The organism is Bifidobacterium sp. ESL1130, from assembly GCF_058507935.1.
The window spans coordinates 90,568-117,238 of record NZ_CP196379.1 but is presented as its reverse complement, the minus strand read 5'-3'; the positions used below and the strand labels follow the sequence as shown (position 1 = coordinate 117,238).

Sequence of the window (26,671 nt, the reverse complement as noted above, 5' to 3'; positions counted from 1 at the left end):
TTTACACCGAGCTCTGAAATACATCACACTTTCGGGTGCCCATAGACAGCAGAGAGGTTGTGCGTTAGTACGCACACCCCCCCATGCTCAGCCAGGCGAACAGCCTTAGTTACTCGGCTTTTAATCCCAGCGACTTGGAAATCGTCTGAGACATTGACTTACTCACCGCACTCGTACCACCCAAAATGTAAGCCTGCTTCACACTCGCCTTACTCTGACCAAGCCAGCTCAACGTAGCCGACACATCCTTATCCTTCGTATCCGCAGGATTAGTCAACACCAACACGCTCTTCTTAGAACCAGCAAGACTGCCACCAGCCAACGCGTCAGGGAAATTAGATCCAGTAGCAAACACCGGGTTGGAGACTCCAAGAGTCCCATCCTTCACCGCATACTGAGCAATAGCCTCACTGGTCGCATACCGACTCCAACCCTGCACACGATCCACACTCTTCACACCCGCAGACTTCACCTGAGCCTCCACCTTGCTAGGTACAGCAGTGGTACCACCAACGATAATGACCTTCTTAAACCCACGAGCCTTCACATCAGCAACAGTCTTCGCAGTCAAACCAGACTTGCTGTCGGACAGGAAGATAGGAGCCTTCCTCGCATACGAATACGGAGACACCGACAGCGCGTCAGCAAACCCACCACCAGTGGATACGATAGCCGTATCAGACCACTGGGCACCAAGCTTGACACCCTGCTCATAAATCATTGCAGCAGTATCATACCGAGTGTTACCCGCAATACGCGTCACATTCTTCGCAGAAACAAGCTTAGACACAGCCCGCTCCACATCCTTAGAAACAGCGCTCGTACCACCAACAATAATCACACGAGACGGCTTCAACCTGCTAATCTGATCCCTAGCCTGAGAAGACAAACTCTGCGCATCAGTCAACATGACAGGCGCATTAAGAGCACCAGCCAAACCAGAAGCCGCAAGAGCATCAGGATAATTACCACCACTCGCAAGAACCACCGTAGCAGCCTTACCAGGGAACGCCTCACTCACAACCTTACCCGCAGTATCATAACGCAAAGCACCAGCAAGACGCCTCACCGAACCCTGACCCGCAGACGGCTGAGACGGAGACGGCTTCGACGGCTGAGGCTTACTTGGCTCAGGCTTGGAAGGACTCGGCTGACTGGGTTGAGGCTTAGAAGGCGTAGGCTTCGATGGAGCCGGTTGAGACGGAGTCGGTTTACTCGGTTCCGGCTTCGCCGGAGCAGGATTACTTGGCTGAGGCTTGCTGGGAGTAGGTGCAGTTGCTGCCTTGCCCGCGGTGAACGTAACGCTCTGATGCACATCGTCATCAGCATGCGAATCGTTGTTACGCCCGTAAGCATCTACCTTCACTGTCACCTTTTGCGCAGTTTTCAAGCCAGAATAGTCCACTGCCACTTGCGGTGCCACAGAACCAGAGAGCGCGCCCGAAGCAGTCTTGGTTACCGCGGTATACCCTGGCACAGTAAGCGTGGCCTTGGTGACCGGACCAGTCACCGTGGCCCTCACCAGTGCCTTACCTGTCACAGTCGCTCCCTGCAATGCAGTCCAGCTAACACCATTATTGGTGGAGACTTGCAAGGAAACCTTGGGCTGAGGCTGATTTTCTGTCACAGCCGCATACGCGTTCACCAAGCCAGCACCGCGGTATTCCGCGCCGTCGGTGGGAGCCTTCAGCTTGGAGTACGTCTCGTGAGCCTGCTGCTTGAGCAGCTTCACTGTCTGGTCTGGCGTGAAGTCAGGATGAATCGACTTAATCAGAGCAGCCACACCAGCCGCATGCGGTGATGCCATCGAGGTGCCGCTCATAGATGCATAATCAAAGCTATATCCGCTGCTGATACTGGATACATATGCCGACACAATGTCACTGCCAGGGGCAGCAACATCAATGGTCTTGGTGCCGTAATTTGAGCACCACCCATTCTGCTGACAGTCCAAACCTCCGTGCAATTGCTTTGAACGAGACATAGTCCCCACCACAAGCGAAGACTCTTTTTGCACTGCAGAGACCGTGACAACACCATCCAGCATGGCCGGGGTAATCCATCCTTTACCAGCGCTACCGGCACGATTCTCCATGCTGCCTTCGGATTTGCCCATGACCTTGCTCAGGGTCGTAGGTACCTCAGACTCATCTGGTTTCACACCGCGGTCACGCGGAGTAAGCAGAGATCGTGTGTTGGGTTTGATATTGTCAAGATCATATCCGCTATTGCCCGCAGATACGACATTCACCACACCCTGATTTTTTGCAAAATCAACAGCACGTTGTTCTGCAATGACTTCGCTATACGCGTCTATCTCAGTATCCGGATACATGGGAGACGTGCTGCCAAGACTCGCATTCGTCACATCAACATGCGCCTGACCAGCCCACATATACCCGCACACTTCCGTGATGAGCGTACCGCGATTCTTATAGAGCACCTTGATGGCAGCCAGCCGCGAGTCCGGCGAAACACCGTCTACACCAGACCCATTATGCGCGCCTGCAATGGTACCGGCGACATGAGTGCCATGAGAACCATTACCGTCTCCTAATTCCTCATTCCGCGGCTCCCACACGTAATGTCCGTCAGATGCCTTGCCTTGCGTAGGTACGCCGTTGGCCACGCACGAAACAGACAGGGAGGGATCAACCTTGCCTTTCAAGTCCGGGTGGTCGGCAGCGATTCCGCTGTCAATCACACCCACCATAGTGGGCCGCTGCGGCACCTGCACACCTTGCGCTTGCCCAGCACCAATGGCATCAATGCCCCAAGCATTGTCTACATTCGTATTGACGTCGACATTTTCCTTAGCTGGGGCAAAGTCCGCACCAGACTGCTGCCACAGCTGCTGAACCGTAGCAGTCTCGGACGGCTGCACATCAGTGTGGCGCAACTCATCGTCACGCAACGAACTAGAGGAAGGCGCCACAGAATTCACCGTCACACCATTCGCGGCAGCCCAACGAGCAAAGTCAGCGCCGAAAGTACCGGTCTGCGCTTGGACGAAGAACACGTTGATCTGCGGGTACTGCATCAAAATGAACGCGCGCTGAGCGCGAGCGCCGGTCACTGCTCTGTCAAACACGTCCTTGCTGCTCGAGGCGTCGAGGTTCACTACATAGTTCTCCGGCGCCTTGTTATCATCTTGCACCTTGGTAGTGGCGGCTACCGTAGGCTTACTAACGCCGATGTAGACCGGGAACCATGCCGTTTTGGAAGTATCTGATTTGAGGGTAACAGTCACCTTCTGCGTGCCTGTTTTGGCAGTGTTGACAGCTGAGAGCGAGTAGCTGGAAGCGGGCAAGGCCTTGACCGCAGCACCCTTGGTGATACCAACGACTTTCAGCCCTTCGGCTTTGAACGCCTGACCAGTGGTGTATTGCTGCTTTGTGGGCGGCGTCTGCACCGCAAGTGACGTGATGTCGGAAACAGCGTACTGCGCGTACAACGTAACCGGTGCGCTCGTGCTCAGCTTGCTGACGTATTGCATGTCGGTATAGCTGGCACCAGTACCGTTTGCCTTGGTGTTCCAGCCAGCAAAATACTTGCCCTGCGGCGCAGCGAACGTGTTAGCTTGCAACGCAGTTCGCTTGTCGTAGGCTATTTGCTGAGACGGCATAGTGCCAGTACCGCCATTGGCATTAAATTGCACCTGATAGCTGTCTGGAACCCACTGAGCATACAGGGATTGATATGCGTAATCTTTGAAACCAGCAGTTGCATAGCCATTGATGACTTGCCCAGGGGAGTAGCTCGTGCCAGTACCATCAGCTTTCGTGTTCCATGAAGCAAAGTGATACCCAGGATTCGTGTACAAATTGGCCTTGACTACAATGCTGTCCCATTTTACCTGTGCATTATTCATTGAGTTTTCAATGGTAGAGTCATTCACATTCCGGTAGTAGGACATCGTACCAGTGACCCACTGTGCATACAGCGTGGTATCCACTGAGAAACTGGTACCGTAAAGAGAATACGAAGTTCCAGAACCATCAGGCTTGGTGTTCCAACTCTCCATGCCCCACACCGGTTTGCGTGTAAACCGTGAAGACCGAAGCCTCTGCCAGCTGTCCTTGGCGAAGTTTTGGTCAGACATAGTGCCCGTACCGCCATTGGCATCGAAATGCACAGTAACTAGTGGCTGATTCGTTACCGTAATAGTGCGCGAAGCCTGCGCTTTGGTACCTCGAGAAGTGGCGACAGTATAAGTTACATAGGTGGAACCAACTTGACTGGTATCCACCTGCTTGTCTGCCTTGATAGACTTAGAAATATCACCGTATACGCCGTCTGTGGCAGTGATGCCTTCGAGCACATTGAACTTGCTGCCAACACTCACTGTGACATCATCCATGCCTGAGAATACAGGCATCGTCCGGTCAATAACGGTAGCAACAAGCTTTGCGCGCAGCAGAGGCGTGGCAGCTACAACGCCAGTAATGCTGACCTTCTCACCATCTTTGAGTCTGTCTGAGCTTTCGTTGTATAACGGCGCGCTAGCCCAAGACACCCTACTTTGCAGTGCGTGACCGTCACTGTAACGAACAGTAACCCGTTCAGGAAGAGGACAATAAAGATAACCATAATCGTTATGGCAATCCAGCGTCACAGTATCGATACTCGAGGGAACGCCAGTGGTCCATTGTGCATACAACGTAACTGAATCAGCGGTATAGGTAAGATCGCCCATCGGCGAGTTAGCTTCTACCGCAGTTCCAGTGCCATCAGCTTTGGTATTCCAGGCTAAGAAGTTCTTGCCTACGCTCGTGAATGCACTCGGACGAGCGTACGTACGGTCGCCAACGCGGTTCTTCTGCGGCAGCATGAACCCAGCACCGCCGTTGGCTTGATAGTTCACAGTGTACGGATGGCCTTCCCATACAGCAGACAAGCTGAGATATCGATTAGTCACCGGCTTGCTAAAGTCGTAATACACAACGGGGCTGCTCCACGGACTTTCGCTCCACCCTTTGAACGTGTATCCTTTGCGAGTCGGGTTGGCTGGCTTGGCGACTGGCTTGCCGATTTCTACATTCACGCATGTGGTATTACCCGAACTTCCATCGTTGGGATAAAAACAGACAGAAGCTGTGTCAGCCTTCGTTGCTGGACCCGCAGGCTTAGCACCATTCTCATCAGACTGACTTTGCTGCTGCTCCTGGAGTGCGGAATCTTGGTTTTCAGTACCTAGCTTCTCGTCATCCTTACCAGTAGGCTGCTGTTCACCCTTCTTGTCTGATTTCTCCTGCGCCGCTTCAGGACTGGCGTCGTTACGCTTATCTGATTCGTCCGCTTCCAGCGGCTCACGCCCAGCCTTCGCATCGCTGACACTCTGCGTCTTGCCTTGGCCCACATCGAAACCAACCTCGAGCACGCAGACAGACTCTCCCGCGCGCGGCCCTTGTGCTATAACCTCGCAAGCCATGCCAGCAACGTCGGCATAACGATTCACCATCGTCAAATACTGGTCGTAGCCCTGCCGCTGCGCACCCTGCGCCGCAGTCAGCTCACGCTCCCATGCGGCAACTGGGCCTTCCTGCGCCGTCACTTCATCAGTACCATCTTGTGCGGCAGAACCATTCTGAGTGGAACCGGCCTGAGCATCATTATTCCCCAGCTCGCCCACATACAGTGCTTCGGGCCCAAACATGTGATTCTTGGTGTAGTCAGGCGACTGCTGCAGGTTCCGCGCGGACTCTTCGGCCCACTGCGGTGCGTCCCGATACATGTCATCGTGGCTGGGGAACTCCTCAGAACCAGTGTTTGAGCTGTTAGCCAATGCGTGCGCCCTCGCCTGCGCCCAGCGCATAAGGTCACTGTTTACTCTCAATTCAACCGCCGGTTTGCCGGAGACATCAGCCTCAGCCACACCTTCTTGGCTCAAGTCAGCGCCAAGATCCTCCTGCTGAGCGCCCACTACCAACTGCGGTGTTAACGTGTCACGCTGCTTTTGGCGCACCTCATTAATCTGCTGTACATACTCGTACGCCGTCTGCTTGTCGGATTGCTCGTCAGGCCGATCTTCCGCAGCTGCAGCAGTCGTACCCACCCCTAGGCACAATGCTGATGCCAGCACCACGCCGAATGCCCCAGTAGAAAATCGCTTCATTGTAGATACAAAATTGCTCATGTCGTTCCCTCTGTCTCTCCACACAGCAGTATTCTGCTGAAGGCATAAGTACAATAATGAGCCTATCGTCACACTCTGACCGCATGACTTGCCATGCACTTAGAATGAATGCGACTACAGTAAGCGGAACGTAGAAATTCAGACTTGTGGGGAGTAAAAGTATGAAGGACAAAGGAACTGTGACGGAAACTAAACAGCCGAGCACCCAAGAGCCGCCAGTTGTACTCTCCGTCGACCACGTCGCCAAATCCTTCAAGCTGCCCACAGAGCAGGCCACCGGCCTCAAGCAGGCGTTCCTCAACTGGACCAAAGGCATCAAGGGATATAAAGAGCAGCAGGTGCTCAAAGACGTCAGCTTTGATGTGCATCAAGGTGATTTCTTCGGCATCGTAGGCCGCAATGGCTCCGGTAAGTCGACGCTGCTGAAAATCATCTCCGGCATCTACGTACCAGAGCAAGGTAACGTCAACGTCGTCGGCAAACTCGTCCCCTTCATCGAGCTGGGCGTCGGCTTCAACCCCGAACTTACCGGGCGCGAGAATGTGTTCCTCAATGGCGCACTGCTGGGCTTCACTCACGAAGAAGTAGAAGCCATGTACGACGACATCGTCGAGTTCGCCGAACTTGAAGAATTCATGGATCAGAAACTGAAGAACTACTCCAGCGGTATGCAGGTTCGCCTCGCCTTCTCCGTAGCCATCAAGGCCCAAGGCGACATTCTTGTGCTCGACGAGGTTCTTGCGGTGGGTGACGAAGCGTTCCAGCGCAAGTGCGACGATTTCTTCACTGAGATTAAAAAGGATTCCACCAAAACGGTCATCCTTGTTACGCACAGCATGGACTCAGTGAAGCGCTACTGCAACAAGGCTATTCTTATCAAAGATGGCGAAATCGAAGTTAACGGCGACACCAACGACGTGGCAAGCCAGTACACTTTGGAAAACCTTAAGGCAGAAGAACCCGACGACGCTGCCGAAGAACAGCAAGATGTGGAGAAGATTTCCGGCCTCAGTGCAGAAGTCCCGATTTTCCGCATTCTTCCCGTCTCGTCGCAGCTACGCACATGCGAAGATAACTTCGAATTTGATGTGGAATACGACTACAGGGGTACACAAAACTTCTGCATACCGATGTCTGTGCTAGACACCAAACGCGGCGGTGTGCCATACGACTGTGGCGTTGCATTCAAATTCAACAAACCGGGGCATCACAAGGTCCACTTCAGCATGCCGCTGAACCTATTCAACGACGGTGACTTCAAAATCATCGCTACAATGCGCATAGTCCCCGACGACAAGGACTTGTCCACATTTACTCAGCTTGCATTTACCAACGACGCGAATTCTTGCAACTTCGTGGTACGAAACAAAGCGACCACCAATTTCGCCGGTCTGCTGAACGATAAGAGCATGAGCATCAATCAAATCGGTTTTGATGACACCACCAGTGCGGCATAGCCTTAATGCCCCTGCCGCCTGTACAGCCGCTCGGTTGGCGCCTTGTCGGCATTCCACCAGCTTTGCTGCTCTGCGTACCATTCTATGGTTTTCTCTAGACCTGCCATGAAGTCCATATACTGCGGCCGCCAGCCAAGCTCTTCCTTGATTTTACGCGCGTCAATCGCATACCGGCGGTCGGCTCCCGGGCGGTCTCGCACATGGTCGAACTCATCCGCGCCGCGGCTCATGCAGCGCAGAATCATAGCCAGTACTTCGCGGTTGCTCAGCTCGCAGTCAGCACCAATCAGATAGGTCTCACCAGCCCGTCCGCGCGTGAGCACGGCCCAGAGCGCCGAACAGTGGTCTTCCACATGAATCCAGTCGCGCACCGCTTCGCCAGTGCCATACAGCTTGGCGCGAGCGCCGGCGAGCAGGTTGGTGACTTGGCGTGGTATGAACTTTTCGACGTGCTGGTAGGGCCCGTAATTGTTGGAACAGTTGGAGATGGTGGCGTTGAGGCCGTAGGTGCGGTACCATGCGCGCACCAGGTGGTCGCTGGCGGCCTTGGAAGCGGAGTACGGGCTGGATGGGCGGTACGGGCTGGTTTCGGTGAATTTTTCTGTGCTGCCTAGGGGAGTGTCACCGTAGACTTCGTCGGTACTCACGTGGTGGAAGCGCAGACCGTACCTGCGCGCAGCTTCAAGCAGCACGTAGGTACCTTGGATGTTGGTGTCCAGGAAGGGCTGGGCGTTGAGGATCGAGTTGTCGTTGTGGGATTCGGCGGCAAAGTTGATGATGGCATCGATGGGGGTGCGGCTTGTGCGGGCGCACAATCGGTCCACTAGCGCTGCGTCGGCGATGCTGCCGTGCACAAAGGTGAGAAAACTGGAAGGTAGGCCGTTCAGGCTTTCGCGCTTGCCTGCGTAGGTCAGGGCATCAAGCACGGTGACGTGCGTTTCGGGGTGGTGGGCGAACACCCAGCGCACAAAGTTCGCTCCAATGAACCCAGCTCCTCCGGTCACCAAGATATGGCGCGGGGCAACGTCCGTTCGGACACCTGTACCTTGCACTGGTTTTGCAACTTCAGCCATGCCTATATCATACGCAGCCTGCCAAAGGAGCCGGCAGCGCTAGTTTTCTGCCTCTATCCAAGCCTGCCTCTCAGCCCAGCCCGCCTTCAGCTGTCTGAACCGCTCAACTCGGCATTAAGCGCCACGCTTGCACATGTCCCGATTTGCTTTTTTAAGCGTCACCTATTTGCTTTTTTAAACGTCACCCATTTGCTTTTTTAAACATCATGCGTTTGCTTTTTTAAACATCGTCATCTATAATCGGCATAATAACGCCATTCCATTTACACTACCAGTTGCCGTAAGGAGTATGTATGTCAGCGCCATCGCAAACGTATCGTTACCGCATTATCGACGACCAACTTACAGAATATCTACAAACGTTCGGCGCAGTGTCCGTAGAAGGACCAAAATGGTGCGGCAAAACAACAACATGTCTCCAACAAGCCAATACCACTGTCGAAGTCACCGACCCTGCCGGCAATTACGCCGTTCGCACACTGGCACGCATCGATCCCAACCAACTGTTTGCAGGAACACCACCCATTCTGCTCGACGAGTGGCAAGCAGCTCCCGGCATCTGGGATGCGGTACGCCATAACGTAGATAGAAACCATGCCCGTGGCAAATTTTTACTCTGCGGCTCAGCTGTCCCCACTCACGGAACAACACACAGTGGTACAGGTAGAATTGCTCGTCTGCGCATGCACACTATGACGCTGTTTGAGTCAGGACTCTCATCCGGTTCGGTCTCATTACAACAGCTCATGAACGGCGCCCCAGCTGTCGGCATGACTCAAGGCGTCCATACACTCGACGATGTCATCGAGGCGATTTGCCGAGGCGGATGGCCTGAAACCATCAACGATCCCCTCAAACGCGCCATGCTCGTACCACGCCAATACGTCGAGTCCGTCTGCAATCGCCCCGCAGATACAACGAATATAGACCTTACTGGCAATGAGAACAACAACTTCGCGACGGAAGCCCACCAAGCAAGCGACAGCCCAACAGAAATCGACGAGAGCAATGTTGACCCCGACCGCATGCGCGCACTGTTTCGGGCGGTGGCACGCAGCACGGCCTCACCAGTCAAGAAAAACACACTGCTCCAGGATACAGACGACAACTATCGTCCCGCCAATAAACGCAATGTGGCAACTTCATACCAAACATTGAACCGTTATTATCAAATCCTGCGCCAGCTCTACCTTATTGACGAACAACCAGCTTGGGCTCCTGCGCTGCGTTCTCCTGTACGCCTGCGTGCAAAACCAAAACTGCATCTGACAGACCCGTCACTGGCAGTGGCATCACTTGGTGCCACACCGCAAACACTGAAGGGCGATTTCAAAACCTTGGGATTGCTCTTCGAATCCATGGTGTACCGCGACCTAAATGTCTACGCATCAAGCTTCGACGCCCGCGTGTACCACTATCTCGACAACTCAGACCTTGAAGCCGATGCCATAGTCGAGCTCGACAACGGAGCCTGGGGAGCCTTCGAAGTCAAACTCAGCCCGGATAAAATCGACACTGCCGCTGAATCACTCAACCGCTTGGAAGCCAAGATGATTGCCAGCGGACAGGAAGGTCCACGGTGCAAATGCGTGATCGTAGGCACTTTCAACACAGCGTATACAAGGCCAGATGGCGTGCGCGTAGTACCAGTAGGCGCACTCCGGCCTTAACTACCGCACCAAGAGCAGAGAAGACAATACTAGCGTCCCACACCTTGCACCAATCCAGCGTTTTCTGCCGTACCAATAACCACACACGCTTTTCGCCGCGCAGGCCTAGACTGAATATCAACGTTTATATACAGGGGATGCCGCGTCAGAGCTGCGTCATCTTGGGACAAGGGGCAACGAGATGAGTTATATCGAAGTGATTGGCGAATCGAAGCGATATAAGACCGGAGACACTGTCATCGCTGCCAACAACGACGTCAATTTTTCGGTGGAGCAGGGCGCACTCGCCATCATTCTGGGTGCTTCTGGTGCCGGCAAGTCCACCATCCTCAACATTTTGGGCGGCATGGACACCTGCGATGAGGGTCAGGTGATCATTGACGGGCACGACATCGCCTCCTACAATGCCAAAGAACTCACCTCGTACCGCCGCACCGACGTGGGGTTCGTCTTCCAGTTCTACAATCTGGTGCCTTCGCTCACCGCGCGCGAGAATGTGGAGCTGGCATCTCAAATCGTGCAGGGTGCGGCAGACCCGGGACAAACGCTGGAAAGCGTGGGGCTGGGTGAACGTATGAACAACTTCCCAGCGCAGCTCTCCGGCGGAGAACAGCAGCGCGTGGCCATTGCCCGTGCCGTGGCTAAACGCCCCAAGATTTTGCTGTGTGACGAGCCTACTGGTGCGCTTGACTATGAGACCGGCAAGCAAGTGCTGCATATTTTACAGGATATGTCGCGTAAGTACGGTGCCACGGTGGTGATCGTGACGCACAATGCCGCCATTGCACCCATCGCGGACCGCGTGATCCACATGCGTGATGCCCGCGTGCAGCGCATCGAAGACAATCCAACCCCCACCGACATCGACGAAATCGAGTGGTGACATGGCCGGAAAGCACACCAAAAAGAGCGTCAACAAACTGCTGCGCACCCAAGCCCAGCAGAACGCCGACAACAACACCGGCAGCAGAGCGAAAACCAACGCAAGCGCCGCTACAACCGCTACAGCCACAGCAGCGGCAGCCGCAACCGCAGCAACCGCAGCAAAAGCCCAGCACCTTTCCAAAGCAATGCTATGGAAGGACATCCGCAAGTCATTCAGCAATTCAAAAGGCCGTTTCATCGCCATTGTCTGCCTGGTGGCACTCGGTTCATTCGCGCTGGTAGGCCTCACCGTTACCGGGCCCGATATGCGCTCTGCCGGCAACGATTACTTCAACGAACATCATCTGGCCGACCTCTCCGTCATCAGCGATTACGGGCTCGACCAGGCCGACCGCAACGCCATCGGTACCACAAAAAGCACCAGTCATGTTGAATACGGCTATCTGAAAGACGTGGTGACCAGCAGCGCCGGCAAGCCCACCGACGAGAGCCTGCGCATCTATTCCACGCCTCAGCAGGTTTCGACCTACGAACTCACACAGGGGCGTATGCCGCACGGGGACAGCGAAATCGCAGTGGACGGCGGCTTGGCAAAGCAGCATCCGGTCGGATCAAACCTGAGTGTGAGCGAACAGGCTGATCAGCTGGGGCGCACCGTGCTGCGCCAGCACACTTTCCGTGTGGTAGGTGTGGTGCAATCGCCAGAAATCATCAGCCGAGTCAACTTGGGTAACTCCACCTCCGGGTCCGGATCGCTCGACTCATTTGGCATCGTCGACCCCAAAGCCTTCAATTCCGACGAATACATGATTGCCAGACTCACCTTCAGCGACCTGGACGCGATGGGTGACCACTATTCCAACGCATACACCAAAGCCTTGCAGCAGCATAAAACCGACTTGAACCGTGCGTTGGCCTCTCGCCCCGATCAGCGGCTGGCCGAGATTCGCGCCAACAAGCAACCCAGCATCGACCAGGCACAGCGGCAGATCGACGACAGTAAAGCCAAGCTCAACGATACGCAAAACCAACTCACCAGCGCCAAACAGCAGCTTGACGATGCGCAGACGAAAATCAACGCCGCACAGGTCCAAATCGACCAGAAGCAGGCGCAGATCGACCAAACCAAAAACACCCCCGTCGCCGCACCCGATCCCAACGCCTCACCGGAAGCCCGAGCCCAACTCGCACAAGCCCAGGCACAAGCACAGGAACAGCTCACCCAAGCACAGACCCAACTGGATCAGGCGAAAACACAGCAGAACCAAGCACGAACCGATCTGCAGAACAAAACCAACGAATACAACACCAACCTCGCGCAATTTAACCAGAGCAAACCGGAAGCCGAGCAAAAAATCAGCGAAGCAGAGGCCAAACTCAGCGAAGCCAAAGCCACCCTAAACGACATGGCCAAGCCCACATATTCGGTCAATTCGCGGCGTGAGGCCCCTGGCGCCGACGGTTACACGGTGTATCACTCGGTCTCGGTAATCGTGGATTCACTGGCGCGCATCTTCCCCTACTTCCTCTACCTCGTGGCAGCTCTGGTCACCTTCTCCACCATGACCCGGTTTGTGGAAGAGGAGCGCATCAACTCCGGCACGCTCAAGGCACTCGGCTATTCCAACCGCGATGTGATGAAGAAATTCGTGGTATACGGCACTGCAGCCTCAGCACTCGGCGCACTCATCGGCATTGCGGCAGGGCATACGCTCATGCCGGCCATCGTGTATGCCGCCTACGGCCACGCGTTCGACATGCCGTTCATCGCCATGAACTTCAACTGGCAGGTCACGCTACTGGCCGTGGTGCTGGCCGCTGTGAGCGCCGTGGTGCCAGCCGCATTGAGCGCACACAACGAATTGCGCGAGCGCCCGGCAAGCCTGTTGCTGCCCAAAGCTCCCTCCAACGGCTCGAAAATCATGCTGGAGCATATTCCGTTCGTCTGGAATCGCCTCAGTTTCACGCACAAAGTCACCGCTCGCAACATCTTCCGATACAAGCAGCGCATGTTTATGACCATCTTTGGCGTGGCTGGCTCGGTGGCGTTGCTTATGGCCGGGTTTGCGGTGCAAGGCTCCATTTCAGGCATCAACGCACACCAGTTCGGGCCGGTGCTCGACTACAGCCTCATTGCCGCACACAACGACCATATCTCGCAGAAACAGCATGATGCCATAGCCAAGCGGCTCAAGCAACACGATGTGGAACGTGCCACCAGCGTGCGCTACGAGAACCTCACCAAAGTGGCCGGCAGCAACGACGACAAGCAAGACATCACGCTGATTGTGCCGGAGCACGCCTCACAATTGGGCGACTATGTAACGCTGCGCACCCGGGACGGCCACAAACCGCTTTCGCTCGGCGGGAGCAACGGGAGCAACGCGACCGGCAACACGGACTCCGCCAGCTCAAGCAACGCAAACGACACCGCCAGCTCGAGCTCAGGCGGCGCTCAAAATTCCGCTGCCAACACCAACGGCGGCGCCATTGTCTCCGAACGATTCGCCAATTTGGTGCACGCCAAAGTCGGCAGTACCATCGACGTGCAGGATGCCGGCGGGCACAGCCACAAAGTGCGTATTTCTGGCATTTGCGAGATGTATATGGGTCACTTCATGTTCATGAGCCCAGAGACCTACGCTTCCGTGTTCGGTACCACGTTTACCTCGAACGCAGACCTGGTCACCCTTCGCGACGGCAGCACCGCCAACGTGAAACACCAGTCCGCCTCGTTCATGCGGCTGGACGGCATCAAGGGCGTGCAGCAGAACACGGCGCTTATGACGCAGATTGACACCGTGGTCTCGTCGCTCAACATCATCATGTGGGTGCTTATCATCGTGGCTACGCTGCTTGGTGTGGTCATTCTCTACAATCTCACCAACCTCAACGTCACCGAACGCATCCGCGAGCTGAGCACCATCAAAGTGCTCGGTTTCTACAATCGCGAGGTGACGATGTACATTTACCGCGAGACCATCCTGCTCTCCGGCATAGGCGTGCTGGCCGGATACCTCTTTGGCGCTTGGCTGCACCGCTACATCATCACCTCGGTACCGCCGGACAACGTCATGTTCGATCCGTCCATCAGTTGGACCGGCTTTGTGGTGCCGCTGGTGCTGGTGGTGGTCATCACCGCTGTGCTGGGCTGGCACGTAAACCGCAAGCTCGCACACATCGACATGCTCGACGCATTGAAGTCCGTGGACTGATCGCAGGTGGTGCTGACGAGAAACCGCCAGCACCACCTCATCTGTAACGCAGCTCAGCTCCGGTGCGTCTGTAAGGCAACAGAAGCAAACAGACTGAGATGCGCCTTAAGTTGGTATGCAAACATCAAATACAGGTAATCGACGCCACCACTAGTCACCTAAACCAGCCAAAAGTTCTACCGATTTAAATAAACTTTTGGCGGAATTTCAACGATTATCGCACCTTCGTCCAGTCATCCGGTCTGGCAATTTAAATAAACGCGGCAGTCATATGTCTCATAACGACACGCCCGAAATGTGGATAACTCCGAGCATTCGACCACATACGCTAACAATCATCTCCCTGCACCATCAAATCCAATACGCTTATCTGCATATATCATAATTGCTTATTTATCCGGAATGGAGGACACATGGAAGATACTTACCCCACACTGGTACAGCTACTTGATTTAGCATCGGAAATCGCTTCCATCGCAGGCGTTATCGGTATTATCGTCGCAGTATTCACCTACCGCAAGGCCGTGCGCGACACTGATAAGGCCGAGCAGATTCAGCTGATGCATAACTCTATAGAAGTCATCAATATCTTCACCGATTCATTTGCTCCGCAAATTCCCAGCTACAGGCAACGCATGAAAATCGAATACACAAAGAAGCGATTACAAATCATCACTACTAACAAGCGAGAGAATCCTTCTTTCACCGTCTCTTCTATTTCTCATACCGTCGATAGAACCCTCAAACAGCAAGCTCAACTGAAGGCAAACGTCGGCAATCTATTCAACAAGCTTGAGCAGATTTGCACATACATCAGGAGTGACCTCATTCTTGACGATATTGTGTACCCTGTTCTGCACTATGAATTCCTTGAATTCATCAATAGCAACGAAGAATCGTTGACACACCTGACCACGCCGTCCAAACCCTATACGGGAATACACTTCACCATAAGCAAGTGGCAAGCTCAGACAAAACACGATACTATGAAACAATACATGTGAATGCGTTTACACAAGATCTATCCGCCCGTGACAATAACACTGCACACGAAGGACCGATGAGATGACTGAACAGAAGCAATACAAATCAATCGAACAAATCAACGCTGAACTGCTAGTGCAGTGTAAAGCAGAACTCGAGGAAATTACCATTGAAGCCGAAAAGCGGGCGCGTAACGCCAACATTTTCTCTGACTACTACAAGGTGACCCATGGGCTACCCACAGATTGGTGACTAGCCCTGACGCAGCCAAAAGTTCTACCAAATTAAATAAACTTTTGGCGGAATTGCAACGGTTATCGCACCTTCGTCCAGTCAACTGGTCTATCGATTTAAATAAACCCGCTGGCCTGAGCAATAACGTTTACTCGCAGGCGATGCCGTCGTGGTCACGGTCGAGGGCGGAGCGGTAGCCGGGCTGTCCGGCGTACAGCGGAGCTTTGCCGGCAGCACGTACAGCCGTGCAGTTTTGGTAGTACACATTGGTGTCCGGTGCAGGCTGGGGTGCCGGGGCAGGAGCAGGAGCGGGCGCTTGCGGCGCGGGAGCCTGTGGCACTGGTGCGGGAGCCGGCTGCGGGGCAGGAGCCGGAGATGATGGGCGCGTATGTTGCGGCGCTTCACCGGCGTTGCTGGGTTCTGTGTTCACATTCGGTTCGACGGGAGCGCCGCCAGCCGAGTTCGCATCGTTGTTCTGCCCAGCAGACGCTGCATCGGAGTCAATCTTGCCGGCTCCATCGCCCTCGGCAAAGGGCCCATTATCCTGTGCCACTTTATGGGCGGGGCAGGCCTTGAGGGTCTTGTTCATCGCTTTTTTCTCAGCAGCGGTGACCCAAAGACCATACTTGTGCTTCACGCCGATCTGCCGCGATACATAATCGCAACGATACTTCTTGTTTTTGGGAAGCCAAGTGGCTGCGTCCCCATCCTTTTTCTTCTGGTTCGACGGGCCGTCAACAGCCAGGAGATTGTACGGATCGTTGGCCAGCTGCTGACGTTGCTCGGCGGAAAGTGCCTGTGCGCCGGTCTGCCATGCATTGGAAAGCGCCACCACATGGTCAATCTGCACTTTGCTGGACGTCTTCTTGCCTTGCTTGAAGTGAATCTTCTTGCCGGTGTACGGATCGGCGAGGTTGCCTGACATCACCTTGCAGTCGTTGGTGCCGGCTTTGAACTTCTTCTTCGTCAAGTCGCGCTTTAACACGTCGTTGCGGGTGTCGCAACCGTTCTTGTCCACATCCGCCCAAGCCTTGCCGAATTCGGAGCGGGAATACCCGGTTTTGGGTGCGCGCCCTTTGACCGGCAGCGTGTTCAGCACGCTTTTCGCACTCTGCGGCTCATCGGCCTGCGCCTGCTCGGGTGCAATGACCACAGCCGCCGGCAACAGCACCGCCACCGCCAGCAACGCCACAAACGCGCGTTTCATGGCATGCATGCCGGAAACTTTGCCGGCCCCCTCAATGTTGTGTTCATGGTTACTTCTACGCCAAAAACCGTTCACCGACTCACACTCTCTCTCGACAGCCGTTGAAAACCCAGCAATATTATAGCGGTTATGGCGTTACCGCACACCGGCAACACGTTCACATTCCACAAAGTTGGCCGAAGTCTGAACATCTCTATACGGGGATACCTCCACGAAAGCCGCTCTACTCGTCACCGTTACCGCTCACATCGGCACCGTCGTCCTCCAACAATTTGAGCGCGCGGCGCAAAGACGAAACAGAACCGAACCCGCACAGCGCACTCACCTCGTTAAGTGTGAGCCCTGGTTGCCGAGCCTCCAGCTTTTGAGCAGCGTGTGCACGAACATTGCGCACCAACGTGGTGAAATTCGTATGATGTTCCTGCAGTTCAAGCTGCAATGTACGAGTGGAAACGCCTTCATACTCCGCCACATCGGACACGCTCAGTTCCGGGTCGGAGAAGTGGGTGGCCACGTATTCCCTGACACGCAGAATCAGCGGTATACGGCTCGTATCCTGCTCAAAGCACAGGACCAGCAACGCTCGCGCCGCCTCATCCACCACATCAGCCAGCACTTCGGCAGTCTCACCGTTCGGCTCATGCAAGTTGCACATAGTTATCACGAACGAGAGCAGCGGGCGCAGTGCCGCTGTGTCAATCTTGTTGTACCGCTGGTCAGCGTTCGGTGCAAGCTGCTCCATCGACACCGCCGACGAAAAAAGACGTTGCGACATGCTCACGCCAACAAGTTCGTTGACTGTACCGGAAGTTCGGTAGGTGACCACACCCTCACCAGGCGGCAGCAAGTACACCCCGGGCTCCCGCGTCACCACGATACCTTCGGATGATTCCACGTGCAGCGAACCTTGCAGCAAAAAGGTGAGTGTGGCCATGCCAGCGGTGGAACGTTCTCGTTTCCAGCACATCGCGGTAGGGCCGAGGGTCATGTGCGAAAGGGTAACCTCGGGAAACACCGCCGCTTTGGATGCCAGCACACCGTTTTTGTGCACCGTGCCGGGGCTGGTGTTGCCGATTGCCACTGGTACATCGTTGCGATCGAACATGACTCGCCTCTTTCCCCTTCAGTGCGCCCTTACGGACGCGTCCCCTCTCGCGCGCCGCCACCGGGGCCTTGGTAGGCACCTGAAGACGCAGCGAAACGCATACCTGACTCATCACGTGCGCCAACCGCACGGTCAGCTTTACTAACATCATCGTCTGTCTTGCCGTTGAGCGCCCGCAGCTCACCGGAGATTCCCTGCAACAGCTCAATCATCTCCGCGTTGGCTTCAGACTGCTTCTTCTCCTCAGCTTCTTCGTCCTCACTGGCGATACCCATTTTTTCGGCCAGCGCCTTAGACATATCGCGAACTTTGTTGATGGGTACGACGATGACGAAGTACACTGCAGCAGCGATGAGTAAGAAGTTGAGCAGAGCGCTGAGAATCCCGCCGAACGAGATGGTGGCATTGTTGAAGGTGAAGTTGAGCAGGTTGTCCATGTTCGGCTTGCCGAAAATCATGGCAATCAGCGGGTTGATCAGGTCTTTGACGATGGCGTTGACCACAGCGGTGACCGCGGAGCCCATGACCACACCAACTGCCATGTCAATCATGTTCCCGCGTGAGATAAACTCCCTGAATCCCTTCAGCATGCCCCCTCCTTGGCCGCTCAGCTTGCTCTTCCCTCCATTCTACCTGAGCAATCTACCAATTCTTGCATAACGAGAACATATACAATTAAATATTGAATATATTGTATTGCCGTTCATGCCGGTGCAACTGCTGCCCGCTGGAGCAACTACACACGCCCACAACACCATCCTGCCTTACGCAGTACGACCGGTCTTCCTTCCGGCCCCAAGCAGGGCACCGCCACCCCTAACCAACTGTTCACATGCCCTCTTCCAAAGCCCCGTCCTTCAGCAGCAGACGCTCAATCTGCCCAGCGGCAAGCGCGGAAAACTCGTTTACCACGTTCCCTTGTTTCATCAACAGAATGCGGTCAGCTGTAGCGGCGACCTGCGGGTCATGAGTCACCAGAAGGCACGTCTTCAAACCACCTTGCATGGCGTTGGCAAGTGCGGCGAGGATATCTTCTCGAGCCTGGGGATCAAGATTGCCGGTCGGTTCATCGGCGAACAGCACATCAGCTCTCATCATGAGCGCGCGAGCGATGGCCACGCGCTGCTGCTGACCTCCAGAAAGCTCTGTGACCGACGCACCGGCAAGGTCTGGGCTGAGGTTGACGGAGGCGAGCGCACGGCGTACTTCAGCATCACGATATTGCTGTTTCGCCAGCCTGAGCGGAAGCGCGACATTTTCGGCAACGCTCAGACTGTCGATGAGCATGTAGTCTTGAAAAATGAATGCAAATTCCGACCGCCGTAGAGCGGCAAGTTGCGTCTCCCGAAGCTTGTCGAGATGCTTGCCGCGGTAAGAGACATGCCCGTTACTGGGTTTTAAAATTCCTGCCAGCAGGCGCAGTGTAGTGGATTTTCCACACCCAGAGGGGCCAATCAGCGCAGTCGTTTCTCCCTCGCGCAGTGTGATGTTCAGCGGTCCTATTTGGTTGATACCGGAGCCGTTGGCTTGCTTGGATCGGTAGGAGAATTCGAGATCTGAGGCAGACAGCACTGGTTCACACTGACGCTTGGTTTCACCGTCGTCAGCGCAGCGATTGCGGGTATTGAGCGTGGCGTGTGCCGTTGTTTGGGGAAGCATGTTCAAACCTTTCGTAGTATTGCAGATTGCGTTTGGGGACGGGGATACTTAAGCGTTCGGCAGACTCTTGCGGTAAGACAAGCCATGCACCACCAGCGCGAGCAGGCCTACGGCGCAGACCATGAGCAGCAAACCGATGATTTGCGGGGTGGGAACGAAGCTTGAGATGCCACCATAGAACACCTGCGATTCGGAACGTAGGCATAGGTTCATGACGAGTACCGATCCGCACGTTCCCAGCAGGGATGCCGAAAGCATGTGCACCAAAACGTACAGAGCACCCGCTGCGGCGTACCGCCATGCACCAAAGACGATGAGCCGTGCCGCTAATGCTTCTTTTTTGCGTTCGGCTATCAGGTCGAACACCACCGATACCGCGCCAATCAAGCAGATAGCCAACACTGGGTACACGATGGGTGCAGCCTCACTCAACCCGTTGCCCCCGTTCACCGACGCAGCCTTCCCGGGAGCCAGATGACGGATCCATTCGGAAGCGGACTCAACGTTAAAATCGGCTGCAGGGAGGGCACGAGCCGACTTGTTGGAAATCAACGCGAGCGCGTTGGAATTCGGTGATGCCACCGCTGCCCGGTCGAGCACGAAATACTCCCCAAGAGCAGCCGGCAGTTTCGCGATGGCAACAACTGGCAGCTCGCGAGTGCCGTCACCGACAGCCACACATATCATGTCGCCGAGCGCGATGGCATCACCGTCATCGTTGACATCTTGCGCAAGCGCCACCACTCCGCCGGTCGCTTCCAGGGAGCCTTGCACAACGGTATCACGCGGAATGAGCGTGGAGATATGACCGCTGGACACGGTGCGAGCATTGTTGGCAACTCCATACTGCTGTATTTGCTGCGCACAACCGGTCTGTGCTGCCCACTTGGAAACGGCGGTGGTTTCGGACAGTATCAGCGCGTTAGAGTCGCTGCGCTGTACCGCTTGCGTAAAGTCGGCACCGCGCAACGTAGCGCCACTGACTACAGATGTGTCACTGCCCATCACCGTGGAGAGCGAAGCTCGGGCATCTGCGTCGGTATACCCGTACACGCTGTACACCGTGCCGAGCAGCACAGAGGCTATGGCTGCCAAGGTGAATAGAGCCGTAGATGTGGCTGTTTCGAGATTGCGGAAGGCCAGGAGCAGCACATTGTTGTTGGTCAATGAGGCCACTCGCGCCGAAGCCTGTTTCAGCACGAATCCAGCACCGCGCACCAGCAACCATCCCCACACAAAGCACAGCAGAAAACCTAACGCTATATTCGAGGAACTGTAGTCGCTTACTGCCGCAAAGCCAGTGCCCACCACCAAAGCAACGGCCAACAGCCCGGTGAACCATGGGCGACGATGCCGTACAGCGGTCACTTTCCCTACTGTCAGGTCGGGTACAGCGCTGACGATGCGCCATGACGACAGGGCAGCGCCCACACTTGTACAGAACGCGGATGCCAGCACAGTGATGCCTGCGGCAGGCAACGCAACACTCAAGCGGAACGCAGGAATATGCATATCTATACCGCGATATATCAGATTGATCGGGGAGACGAGCAGTACACCGCACACGCTGCCAACCACCGCGGAATACACGGAAAGCTTGAGCTGCACCGCAACGACACCGACCATGAGCTTGAGAGGCGAGGCGCCAGTCAAACGCAAACGCATCAGCGGCTTCCACTGTGCGGTAAAAGTGTGGTCAGCAACGATTTTGGTAACTGCCATCGCGCACACCAGGCAGATGATCATGATCCCTGCCGGACTGGAGGAATCACCCTCGGCACTCTGCGCCAGCATCACCTCAGCGATGGTGAACACCAAGACCATCGCCACCGCATTGGCCATAACATTGACGGCTTGGAGCGCACGTTTGTCACGCCATAGCGAATTGACCAAACTAACATATTGCATAAGCCCACCAATCGTGCGTGGGCATCACGCCCAGTACCAGCGTTCGCAAGGCCATTACTCAGCAACGTTCGAACGTCACCCGGTGTAATCGCCTTACACTGCGAGCCTACAAAGTATGGAACGGGAGCGCAGCAGGCAAATGTCACTGCCGGCAGACGATTGTCACTCACTCAGCGCACTCAGTAAAGTCCTCGTCATGTTCGATGGGGTAGATGATGTCGACTTGGGCACCACTAAGGCTGCCATGTGGCGCAATATGCATGCTGCCACCTATTGCGGTGATACGCGAGCGCAGAGAACTCAGGCCGAACCCGGTATGGTTTGCCGGCATGCCGCTTCCATCATCGCTCACGCGCAACGACACGGTGTAGGCATTCACTCGAATCTCAACGACCGCTCGAGTTGCTTTGGCGTGGCGCACCACATTGGTCAGCAACTCTTGCAGCGAGCGGTACAGCACCGTTTTCTCTACTCCCGGCAGCTGAGCCACGTCACCAACCACTACCGCTTGTACGTCAAGTTCTGTGGAATGAAATGAGTCCGCTAGCGCTTGGATTGACCCGTTGGTCAGCTCTTCTCCGAACGCCGCAGGGTTGAGCGCGCGGGCCTGCTGCCGCACTTGTGTGAGTCCGTCGTGGGAAATCTGGAGGATACTGTCAATGGACACACGCAGCGCCTCGTCCTCGGCTGGCACACGGCGTTGCACAGCCTCCGCTTGCAAGTGAACGGCAGAAAATGACTGCCCTATGGAATCGTGCATCTCACTGGCCATCCGGGCGCGTTCGCGGGCTAACGCCAAACTTTCGATCACAACGGTTTGCCGTTCCAAACGCGCATTTTGGCGCAGCAGCTGCCGAATCGAATGCGAATACAGCAGCAGCAACGCGGCCACTAAAGCCGGAATCAGCAGAGTATACAGCGCAGCTCCATAATCGAGCCGCGGGTACGACAGTAATCGGAATGCGGCAAACCCTACGAGTTCACAGCCGACAACCGCTAGCTCGCACTTCTCGGAGCTGGCAAACAGCACGTCAACGCTGACCACAAGCAGCGTGTATATCTGTCCGTCTCGGTTAAAGACAATTTGTGCCGCAGCAACAATGATGAGCACTATGCCAAACAGCAGGCCTGCACGGCGGTCGGGCACCAGCCGGTACAAGCCCCACAACAGCAGAGTTACAAACAACCACCCGAACATGAGTACGGGGGATCCATACGCCGACATGAGCACGGTGATGCCCAGCGCAATGACAAACATGGCGGCTGAGTAGGGGAGGAATGTGCGTGAAGCCCGCATTGCTTGTCTGTCACCCATGGAGCAGCACCGCTAATTCCGTGCGATTACGCACACCAACTTTGGCAAAGACGGCACTCAAATGGTTGCGTACCGTGCCGACCGACATGAACAGTCGCTGCGCTATCTCACGATTGGTGACCCCCTGCGCCGCCATGTCGGCAATGCGCCGATCCTCTTCGCTGAGCTGTGCGAGCACACGCTGCCGCTCACTGCGGGATGGCGCCGCTGTTCTTTCTGCCGACTCTGCGGCCTCTATTGCGGCAGGATGCACTGCTGCAATTTGAGTTTCCGCGGGTTCCCCGTGAGAGGAGTTCAGTACGCCCGACTGCTCACGCCGCTGCCTCTGTGCCAGCAAGCCGGCCATGCGCTCCATCTCGCTGGCGCCGAACGCCATGCCACCGCCAGCCACGGTGCGAATAGCCGCAACGATGTCGTCGCCAGACGCGTCCTTGAGCAGATGCCCGCGCCCACCGGCCTGAATACAGTCAAGCAGGCTGGCGTCCTCGTCGAACGCCGTGAGCATGATGCAACTGATATCCGGATGCGTCTGCGCAAGCCGTGCGATAAATTCAGCGCCACTCATCTCGGGCATGCGCGCATCAACCAGTGCCACGTCAACGTCGTCAAGTCTGTCGTCCTGCAGGGCATCGTTAGGATGAGCCGAGCTGATGACCACACTGCAATCGTCTTCAGCCGCCACGATGGCAGACAACCCCAACCGCACCAACTCTTGATCGTCCACCAAAGCCAGACCAATCGCCCCGTTGTCCGCCATCGCTGCCGCCTTACGCTTCCATTCTTACCGCTAAACCCTCTCCCTCAATTCCAACCGAAGGGCACGACTCCACGATACACACGATCATTATGAGAGTCATAACTGCGGTATGACTCTCACAGCTTTGAAGGAAGCCAAGCGCGACACGGTTATCCACATTCTGACAATAACGGCAAGCATTCGTCCACAATGATCGATTCTGTTTTCCCACCTCACAAATCCATGTCATAGTAGGCCGTACACAACCCACTACAACACAACAAAGAAACAAGGAAGTAGAGACGACACGCCGAGCATGATACAATTTCTCGTACATACAACCAAGGAGATCATCATGCCTATGACTGTTTCGTATAGCAACTTCAGGAAGGATTTGAAATCCTATATGCGCAAAGTTAACGACGAATGCGACACACTGCTCGTCACCAATAAAGACCCGAACGACAACGTCATTGTGATGAGCACCGACGAGTACGACTCCATTATGGAAACCATTTATGTTATGCAGAACCCCAAGCTCTACAACAAAGTCCTTAACGGACTACAAGATGCTCGCGACGGCAAAGTTTATCAGCACGCCCTCATCGACCCAGAGGAGGACTCGTGATTCTATCTTGGACAGAACGAGCTTGGGAAGACTATCAGTACTGGCAGCAGCATGATAGCAAAGTCCTCAAGAGGCTCAATACCATCATCCGTGATACCTTGAGACATCCCTACAGCGGTATCGCCAAACCGGAATCCCTGAAGTGGGAGTTGGAAGGGGCTTGGTCGCGACGCATTGACGTACGGAACCGGCTGATTTACCTCGTTGTGGACGATGAATTAAGAATCATTCAAGCACACGACCACTATTAACGCGTACTGCCCATCACTCGCTGATTTTGGCCTGCTTGGTGGGGTCGGCAAAAGCAATGGACTGGCCTTCGCGCTGGGCACCGTCTGCGGCGGAACCGGTGAATGCGGGGCGACCGCCAGCAGCCTCGTAGGCAGCACGAGCTTCCTCGTCATTCCACTGTTCTCCAACCAAAACGCCATGATTGAGCATGATCTCACGTTGGGCGCAAGAGGCCACCAGCGCATCGTGCGTGACCACGATGATGGTGGTGCCTTGAGCATGCAGCTCCCGGAACAGATCAAGCACAATGTTCTCGTTCTTCTCATCCAAGTTGCCGGTGGGCTCGTCGGCCAGCACCAGCTTTGGATGGTTGATCAGCGCGCGGGCAATGCACACTCTCTGCTGCTCGCCGCCGGAAAGCTCGCTCGGCAAATGCTTGGCACGGTCCTTAAGCCCCACATGGTCAAGCGCTTCCAACGCCTCAGCCTCATCCACCACCGAATGGTAGTACTGCGAAACCATCACGTTCTCCACTGCCGTCAGGTGCGGCACCAAATAGAACTTCTGGAACACCAGGCCGATTACATTCTTACGCACTCCGGCCAGCTGCCGGGCGTTCAGGTCCTCAAGCCGTCGCCCTTCAAGCTCCACAGATCCCTTGGACGGTGTATCCATGCAGCCGATGATGTTCATCAACGTGGTCTTGCCCGAGCCGGACGACCCCACTATGGAGAGCCACTGACCTTGCGGCACAGTGAGACTCAAGTCGTCCACAGCGTGCAGGTCGCCGTATATCTTCGAAATATGGTCCAGTTCCAGCAGCATGAGTTACTCCTTGGCATCGCAGGATAGAAGGGACAAATACGATAGTTGGGACGAATTAAATCGTTGGAACGATTGACCCGACGGCAATCGTGATGTTGAGACAAACGCGGCACATACCGCAGGCATGGTCCTCATGATCATTCCTCCCTGAGCACGACGGCCGGGTCGATGGTTGTAGCTCGACGCACGGGCGGAATCGATGCCAACACGGCCACCACCATGGTGAACACTACCGAACCGACGCCCAACACCCAGCTGAACGCGAGCGCATAATTAAAGATGGAAACGCTGAGCACCCGGGCGAACACATATCCCACAGCGGTACCGATCGCACCGCCGAACAAGCCGTAGAGCGCCGATTCGGCGTAGAATTCAGCACCGATGCCCAACGTTGAGGCACCAAGCGCTTTGCGCAGGCCGATTTCGTTGCGTCGTTGGGAGACGATGGAGGAGATGGTGGTGCCCACTCCCACGAGCGTGAGCACCAATACCACCAGCGAGACAATCCAGAACAGGGTGCGCAGCATGGTGACGATGCGTGCGTTTGACGAGGTGATTTTGGTGGTCTGCTTGGCTTGGGCGCCCAATGAGGAGTCTTTGTTGAGCGACGTGACCAGGCTGGCCAGCTGCGCATCCGAGGCGCTCGACGAGTACTCGACGACGTCTGCACCGCGTGCTGTGCCGGTAAGCTTCGCCACGTCAGCCGCCACTGCGTAGACAATGTCATCCTCGTTGCCGCCGGTGCTTACGATGCCGCCGACGCGGAACTCGATTTTGTTCTCCTGCGGTTTGCTCCATGTGCCGGCACCGGTTTTCGGCGCTTCTCCGGTTTTGAACGTCATGGTGACGAACGATCCGACTTGCAGGCCGAGAGTCGATGCCAGATCTTGCCCTACCATGACGCTGCCGGCGGAGGGCCAATGCCCTTCAACATCCCAGTGGTGATTGAGTGTGCGCACAGCAGCCGGGTCGATGCCGGCGATGGTGTATGGCGTTGAGTTGATGCGCATGGTTTCGTAGCGGTATGCGGCGTGCGGAGCTGGAGCCACCGCGGTGATGCGCTTGGTAAGCGCTGTAATCTGCGTATCGCTCAGGCCTGGCGATTGCTGAGATTGCTGGGGCTCGCTGCTGCCACCTTTGGCCGTACCAGAAGCACCCACATCGCCCGCAGCCGTACTTGACGATGGTGTGACGATGAGGTTGGCTCCGTACGCGCGCATTTCTTCGGTCATGCGCTGCGGCACCACCAAGCACACTGCCGTTAGGCAGAACAACGTGGCTGCACCGATGGCCGCAGCAATCACGGCCATAACGGCGCGCGAGCGCCGGCGAAACACCGCACCAAAAAGCATGGTGGCAAACATACGCCGATTAGAGGTGCCGTAAGGGCGAGATGCCGCGTT

General features: G+C 55.5%; 18 protein-coding genes and 1 pseudogene. 8 read left to right on the top strand and 11 right to left on the bottom strand.

Features of this window, described 5'->3' with window-relative positions; all coding sequences use genetic code 11:
* Positions 1-109 precede the first annotated feature (109 nt).
* On the bottom strand, positions 110-6,136 hold the full coding sequence (locus tag ACSYSO_RS00430) for a cell wall-binding repeat-containing protein (protein ID WP_489760273.1): 6,027 nt from the start codon (positions 6,134-6,136) through the stop codon (positions 110-112).
* 161 nt (positions 6,137-6,297) lie between these two features.
* Here ACSYSO_RS00430 and ACSYSO_RS00425 point away from each other — a divergent pair, with 161 nt between their 5' ends.
* The gene (locus ACSYSO_RS00425) at positions 6,298-7,593 is read left to right on the top strand and encodes an ABC transporter ATP-binding protein (protein ID WP_489760274.1); all 1,296 of its coding nucleotides are present in this window, start codon (positions 6,298-6,300) and stop codon (positions 7,591-7,593) included.
* A gap of 2 nt (positions 7,594-7,595) precedes the next feature.
* Here the strand turns inward: ACSYSO_RS00425 and rfbB are convergent, their stop codons facing one another.
* A complete protein-coding gene (gene rfbB, locus ACSYSO_RS00420) occupies positions 7,596-8,666 on the bottom strand; it encodes a dTDP-glucose 4,6-dehydratase (RefSeq protein WP_489760275.1) in 1,071 nt (356 codons plus the stop codon).
* Between the two features lie 293 nt (positions 8,667-8,959).
* On the opposite strand from rfbB, the gene ACSYSO_RS00415 reads away from it, so the two are divergent.
* The 5 genes from ACSYSO_RS00415 (at position 8,960) to ACSYSO_RS00395 (ending at position 15,672) form a co-directional block, all read left to right on the top strand.
* Positions 8,960-10,336 (top strand): ATP-binding protein, encoded by a 1,377-nt coding sequence (locus tag ACSYSO_RS00415; protein WP_489760276.1) that lies wholly within the window; start codon positions 8,960-8,962, stop codon positions 10,334-10,336.
* Between the two features lie 181 nt (positions 10,337-10,517).
* Positions 10,518-11,219, top strand: coding sequence for an ABC transporter ATP-binding protein (locus ACSYSO_RS00410; protein ID WP_489760277.1), 702 nt, complete (start codon positions 10,518-10,520; stop codon positions 11,217-11,219).
* A gap of 1 nt (position 11,220) precedes the next feature.
* The gene (locus ACSYSO_RS00405) at positions 11,221-14,436 is read left to right on the top strand and encodes an FtsX-like permease family protein (RefSeq protein WP_489760278.1); all 3,216 of its coding nucleotides are present in this window, start codon (positions 11,221-11,223) and stop codon (positions 14,434-14,436) included.
* 413 nt (positions 14,437-14,849) lie between these two features.
* The gene (locus ACSYSO_RS00400; protein WP_489760279.1) at positions 14,850-15,440 is read left to right on the top strand and encodes a hypothetical protein; all 591 of its coding nucleotides are present in this window, start codon (positions 14,850-14,852) and stop codon (positions 15,438-15,440) included.
* Between the two features lie 61 nt (positions 15,441-15,501).
* Positions 15,502-15,672: a hypothetical protein gene (locus tag ACSYSO_RS00395; RefSeq protein ID WP_489799740.1), complete on the top strand. Its 171-nt coding sequence runs from the start codon at positions 15,502-15,504 to the stop codon at positions 15,670-15,672.
* A 130-nt stretch (positions 15,673-15,802) separates the two neighbouring features.
* On the opposite strand, the gene ACSYSO_RS00390 is transcribed toward ACSYSO_RS00395, so the two are convergent.
* The 7 genes and pseudogenes from ACSYSO_RS00390 to ACSYSO_RS00360 form a co-directional block, all read right to left on the bottom strand.
* On the bottom strand, positions 15,803-16,861 hold the full coding sequence (locus ACSYSO_RS00390; RefSeq protein ID WP_489799863.1) for a GmrSD restriction endonuclease domain-containing protein: 1,059 nt from the start codon (positions 16,859-16,861) through the stop codon (positions 15,803-15,805).
* 223 nt (positions 16,862-17,084) lie between these two features.
* Positions 17,085-17,966 (bottom strand): helix-turn-helix domain-containing protein, encoded by an 882-nt coding sequence (locus ACSYSO_RS00385; protein WP_489799742.1) that lies wholly within the window; start codon positions 17,964-17,966, stop codon positions 17,085-17,087.
* A gap of 176 nt (positions 17,967-18,142) precedes the next feature.
* Positions 18,143-18,556 (bottom strand): annotated as a pseudogene (gene mscL / locus ACSYSO_RS00380) (large conductance mechanosensitive channel protein MscL); the annotation flags it as partial.
* A 238-nt stretch (positions 18,557-18,794) separates the two neighbouring features.
* Positions 18,795-19,625 (bottom strand): ABC transporter ATP-binding protein, encoded by an 831-nt coding sequence (locus tag ACSYSO_RS00375; protein WP_489799744.1) that lies wholly within the window; start codon positions 19,623-19,625, stop codon positions 18,795-18,797.
* A gap of 48 nt (positions 19,626-19,673) precedes the next feature.
* Complete coding sequence (locus ACSYSO_RS00370; protein ID WP_491701781.1) at positions 19,674-21,533, bottom strand: hypothetical protein; 1,860 nt, start codon at positions 21,531-21,533, stop codon at positions 19,674-19,676.
* A gap of 166 nt (positions 21,534-21,699) precedes the next feature.
* On the bottom strand, positions 21,700-22,848 hold the full coding sequence (locus ACSYSO_RS00365; RefSeq protein ID WP_489799748.1) for a sensor histidine kinase: 1,149 nt from the start codon (positions 22,846-22,848) through the stop codon (positions 21,700-21,702).
* A complete protein-coding gene (locus ACSYSO_RS00360; RefSeq protein WP_489799750.1) occupies positions 22,841-23,605 on the bottom strand; it encodes a response regulator in 765 nt (254 codons plus the stop codon). Before ACSYSO_RS00360 ends, ACSYSO_RS00365 begins: the two co-directional genes overlap by 8 nt.
* Before the next feature lie 340 nt (positions 23,606-23,945).
* Here ACSYSO_RS00360 and ACSYSO_RS00355 point away from each other — a divergent pair, with 340 nt between their 5' ends.
* Positions 23,946-24,212: a type II toxin-antitoxin system Phd/YefM family antitoxin gene (locus ACSYSO_RS00355; RefSeq protein WP_489799752.1), complete on the top strand. Its 267-nt coding sequence runs from the start codon at positions 23,946-23,948 to the stop codon at positions 24,210-24,212.
* On the top strand, positions 24,209-24,463 hold the full coding sequence (locus tag ACSYSO_RS00350; protein ID WP_489799754.1) for a Txe/YoeB family addiction module toxin: 255 nt from the start codon (positions 24,209-24,211) through the stop codon (positions 24,461-24,463). Before ACSYSO_RS00355 ends, ACSYSO_RS00350 begins: the two co-directional genes overlap by 4 nt.
* A 13-nt stretch (positions 24,464-24,476) precedes the next feature.
* Here ACSYSO_RS00350 and ACSYSO_RS00345 read toward each other — a convergent pair whose 3' ends face one another.
* Positions 24,477-25,268 carry an ABC transporter ATP-binding protein gene (locus ACSYSO_RS00345; protein WP_489799756.1) on the bottom strand — a complete coding sequence of 264 codons (792 nt, stop codon included), beginning with the start codon at positions 25,266-25,268 and terminating at the stop codon, positions 24,477-24,479.
* A 137-nt stretch (positions 25,269-25,405) separates the two neighbouring features.
* Positions 25,406-26,632, bottom strand: coding sequence for an ABC transporter permease (locus ACSYSO_RS00340; protein ID WP_491702036.1), 1,227 nt, complete (start codon positions 26,630-26,632; stop codon positions 25,406-25,408).
* Positions 26,633-26,671: the final 39 nt, after the last annotated feature.

Coding starts and splice junctions, on each gene's coding strand:
- ACSYSO_RS00340 (WP_491702036.1), bottom strand. CDS start 26,632: ATGTTTGCCACCATGCTTTTTGGTGCGGTGTTTCGCCGGCGCTCGCGC.
- ACSYSO_RS00375 (WP_489799744.1), bottom strand. CDS start 19,625: ATGCTTCCCCAAACAACGGCACACGCCACGCTCAATACCCGCAATCGC.
- ACSYSO_RS00395 (WP_489799740.1), top strand. CDS start 15,502: ATGACTGAACAGAAGCAATACAAATCAATCGAACAAATCAACGCTGAA.
- ACSYSO_RS00405 (WP_489760278.1), top strand. CDS start 11,221: ATGGCCGGAAAGCACACCAAAAAGAGCGTCAACAAACTGCTGCGCACC.
- ACSYSO_RS00345 (WP_489799756.1), bottom strand. CDS start 25,268: ATGCTGCTGGAACTGGACCATATTTCGAAGATATACGGCGACCTGCAC.
- ACSYSO_RS00410 (WP_489760277.1), top strand. CDS start 10,518: ATGAGTTATATCGAAGTGATTGGCGAATCGAAGCGATATAAGACCGGA.
- ACSYSO_RS00430 (WP_489760273.1), bottom strand. CDS start 6,136: ATGAGCAATTTTGTATCTACAATGAAGCGATTTTCTACTGGGGCATTC.
- ACSYSO_RS00390 (WP_489799863.1), bottom strand. CDS start 16,861: ATGAAACGCGCGTTTGTGGCGTTGCTGGCGGTGGCGGTGCTGTTGCCG.
- ACSYSO_RS00425 (WP_489760274.1), top strand. CDS start 6,298: ATGAAGGACAAAGGAACTGTGACGGAAACTAAACAGCCGAGCACCCAA.
- ACSYSO_RS00400 (WP_489760279.1), top strand. CDS start 14,850: ATGGAAGATACTTACCCCACACTGGTACAGCTACTTGATTTAGCATCG.
- ACSYSO_RS00415 (WP_489760276.1), top strand. CDS start 8,960: ATGTCAGCGCCATCGCAAACGTATCGTTACCGCATTATCGACGACCAA.
- ACSYSO_RS00355 (WP_489799752.1), top strand. CDS start 23,946: ATGACTGTTTCGTATAGCAACTTCAGGAAGGATTTGAAATCCTATATG.
- ACSYSO_RS00360 (WP_489799750.1), bottom strand. CDS start 23,605: ATGGCGGACAACGGGGCGATTGGTCTGGCTTTGGTGGACGATCAAGAG.
- ACSYSO_RS00370 (WP_491701781.1), bottom strand. CDS start 21,533: ATGCAATATGTTAGTTTGGTCAATTCGCTATGGCGTGACAAACGTGCG.
- rfbB (WP_489760275.1), bottom strand. CDS start 8,666: ATGGCTGAAGTTGCAAAACCAGTGCAAGGTACAGGTGTCCGAACGGAC.
- ACSYSO_RS00365 (WP_489799748.1), bottom strand. CDS start 22,848: ATGGGTGACAGACAAGCAATGCGGGCTTCACGCACATTCCTCCCCTAC.
- ACSYSO_RS00385 (WP_489799742.1), bottom strand. CDS start 17,966: ATGTTCGATCGCAACGATGTACCAGTGGCAATCGGCAACACCAGCCCC.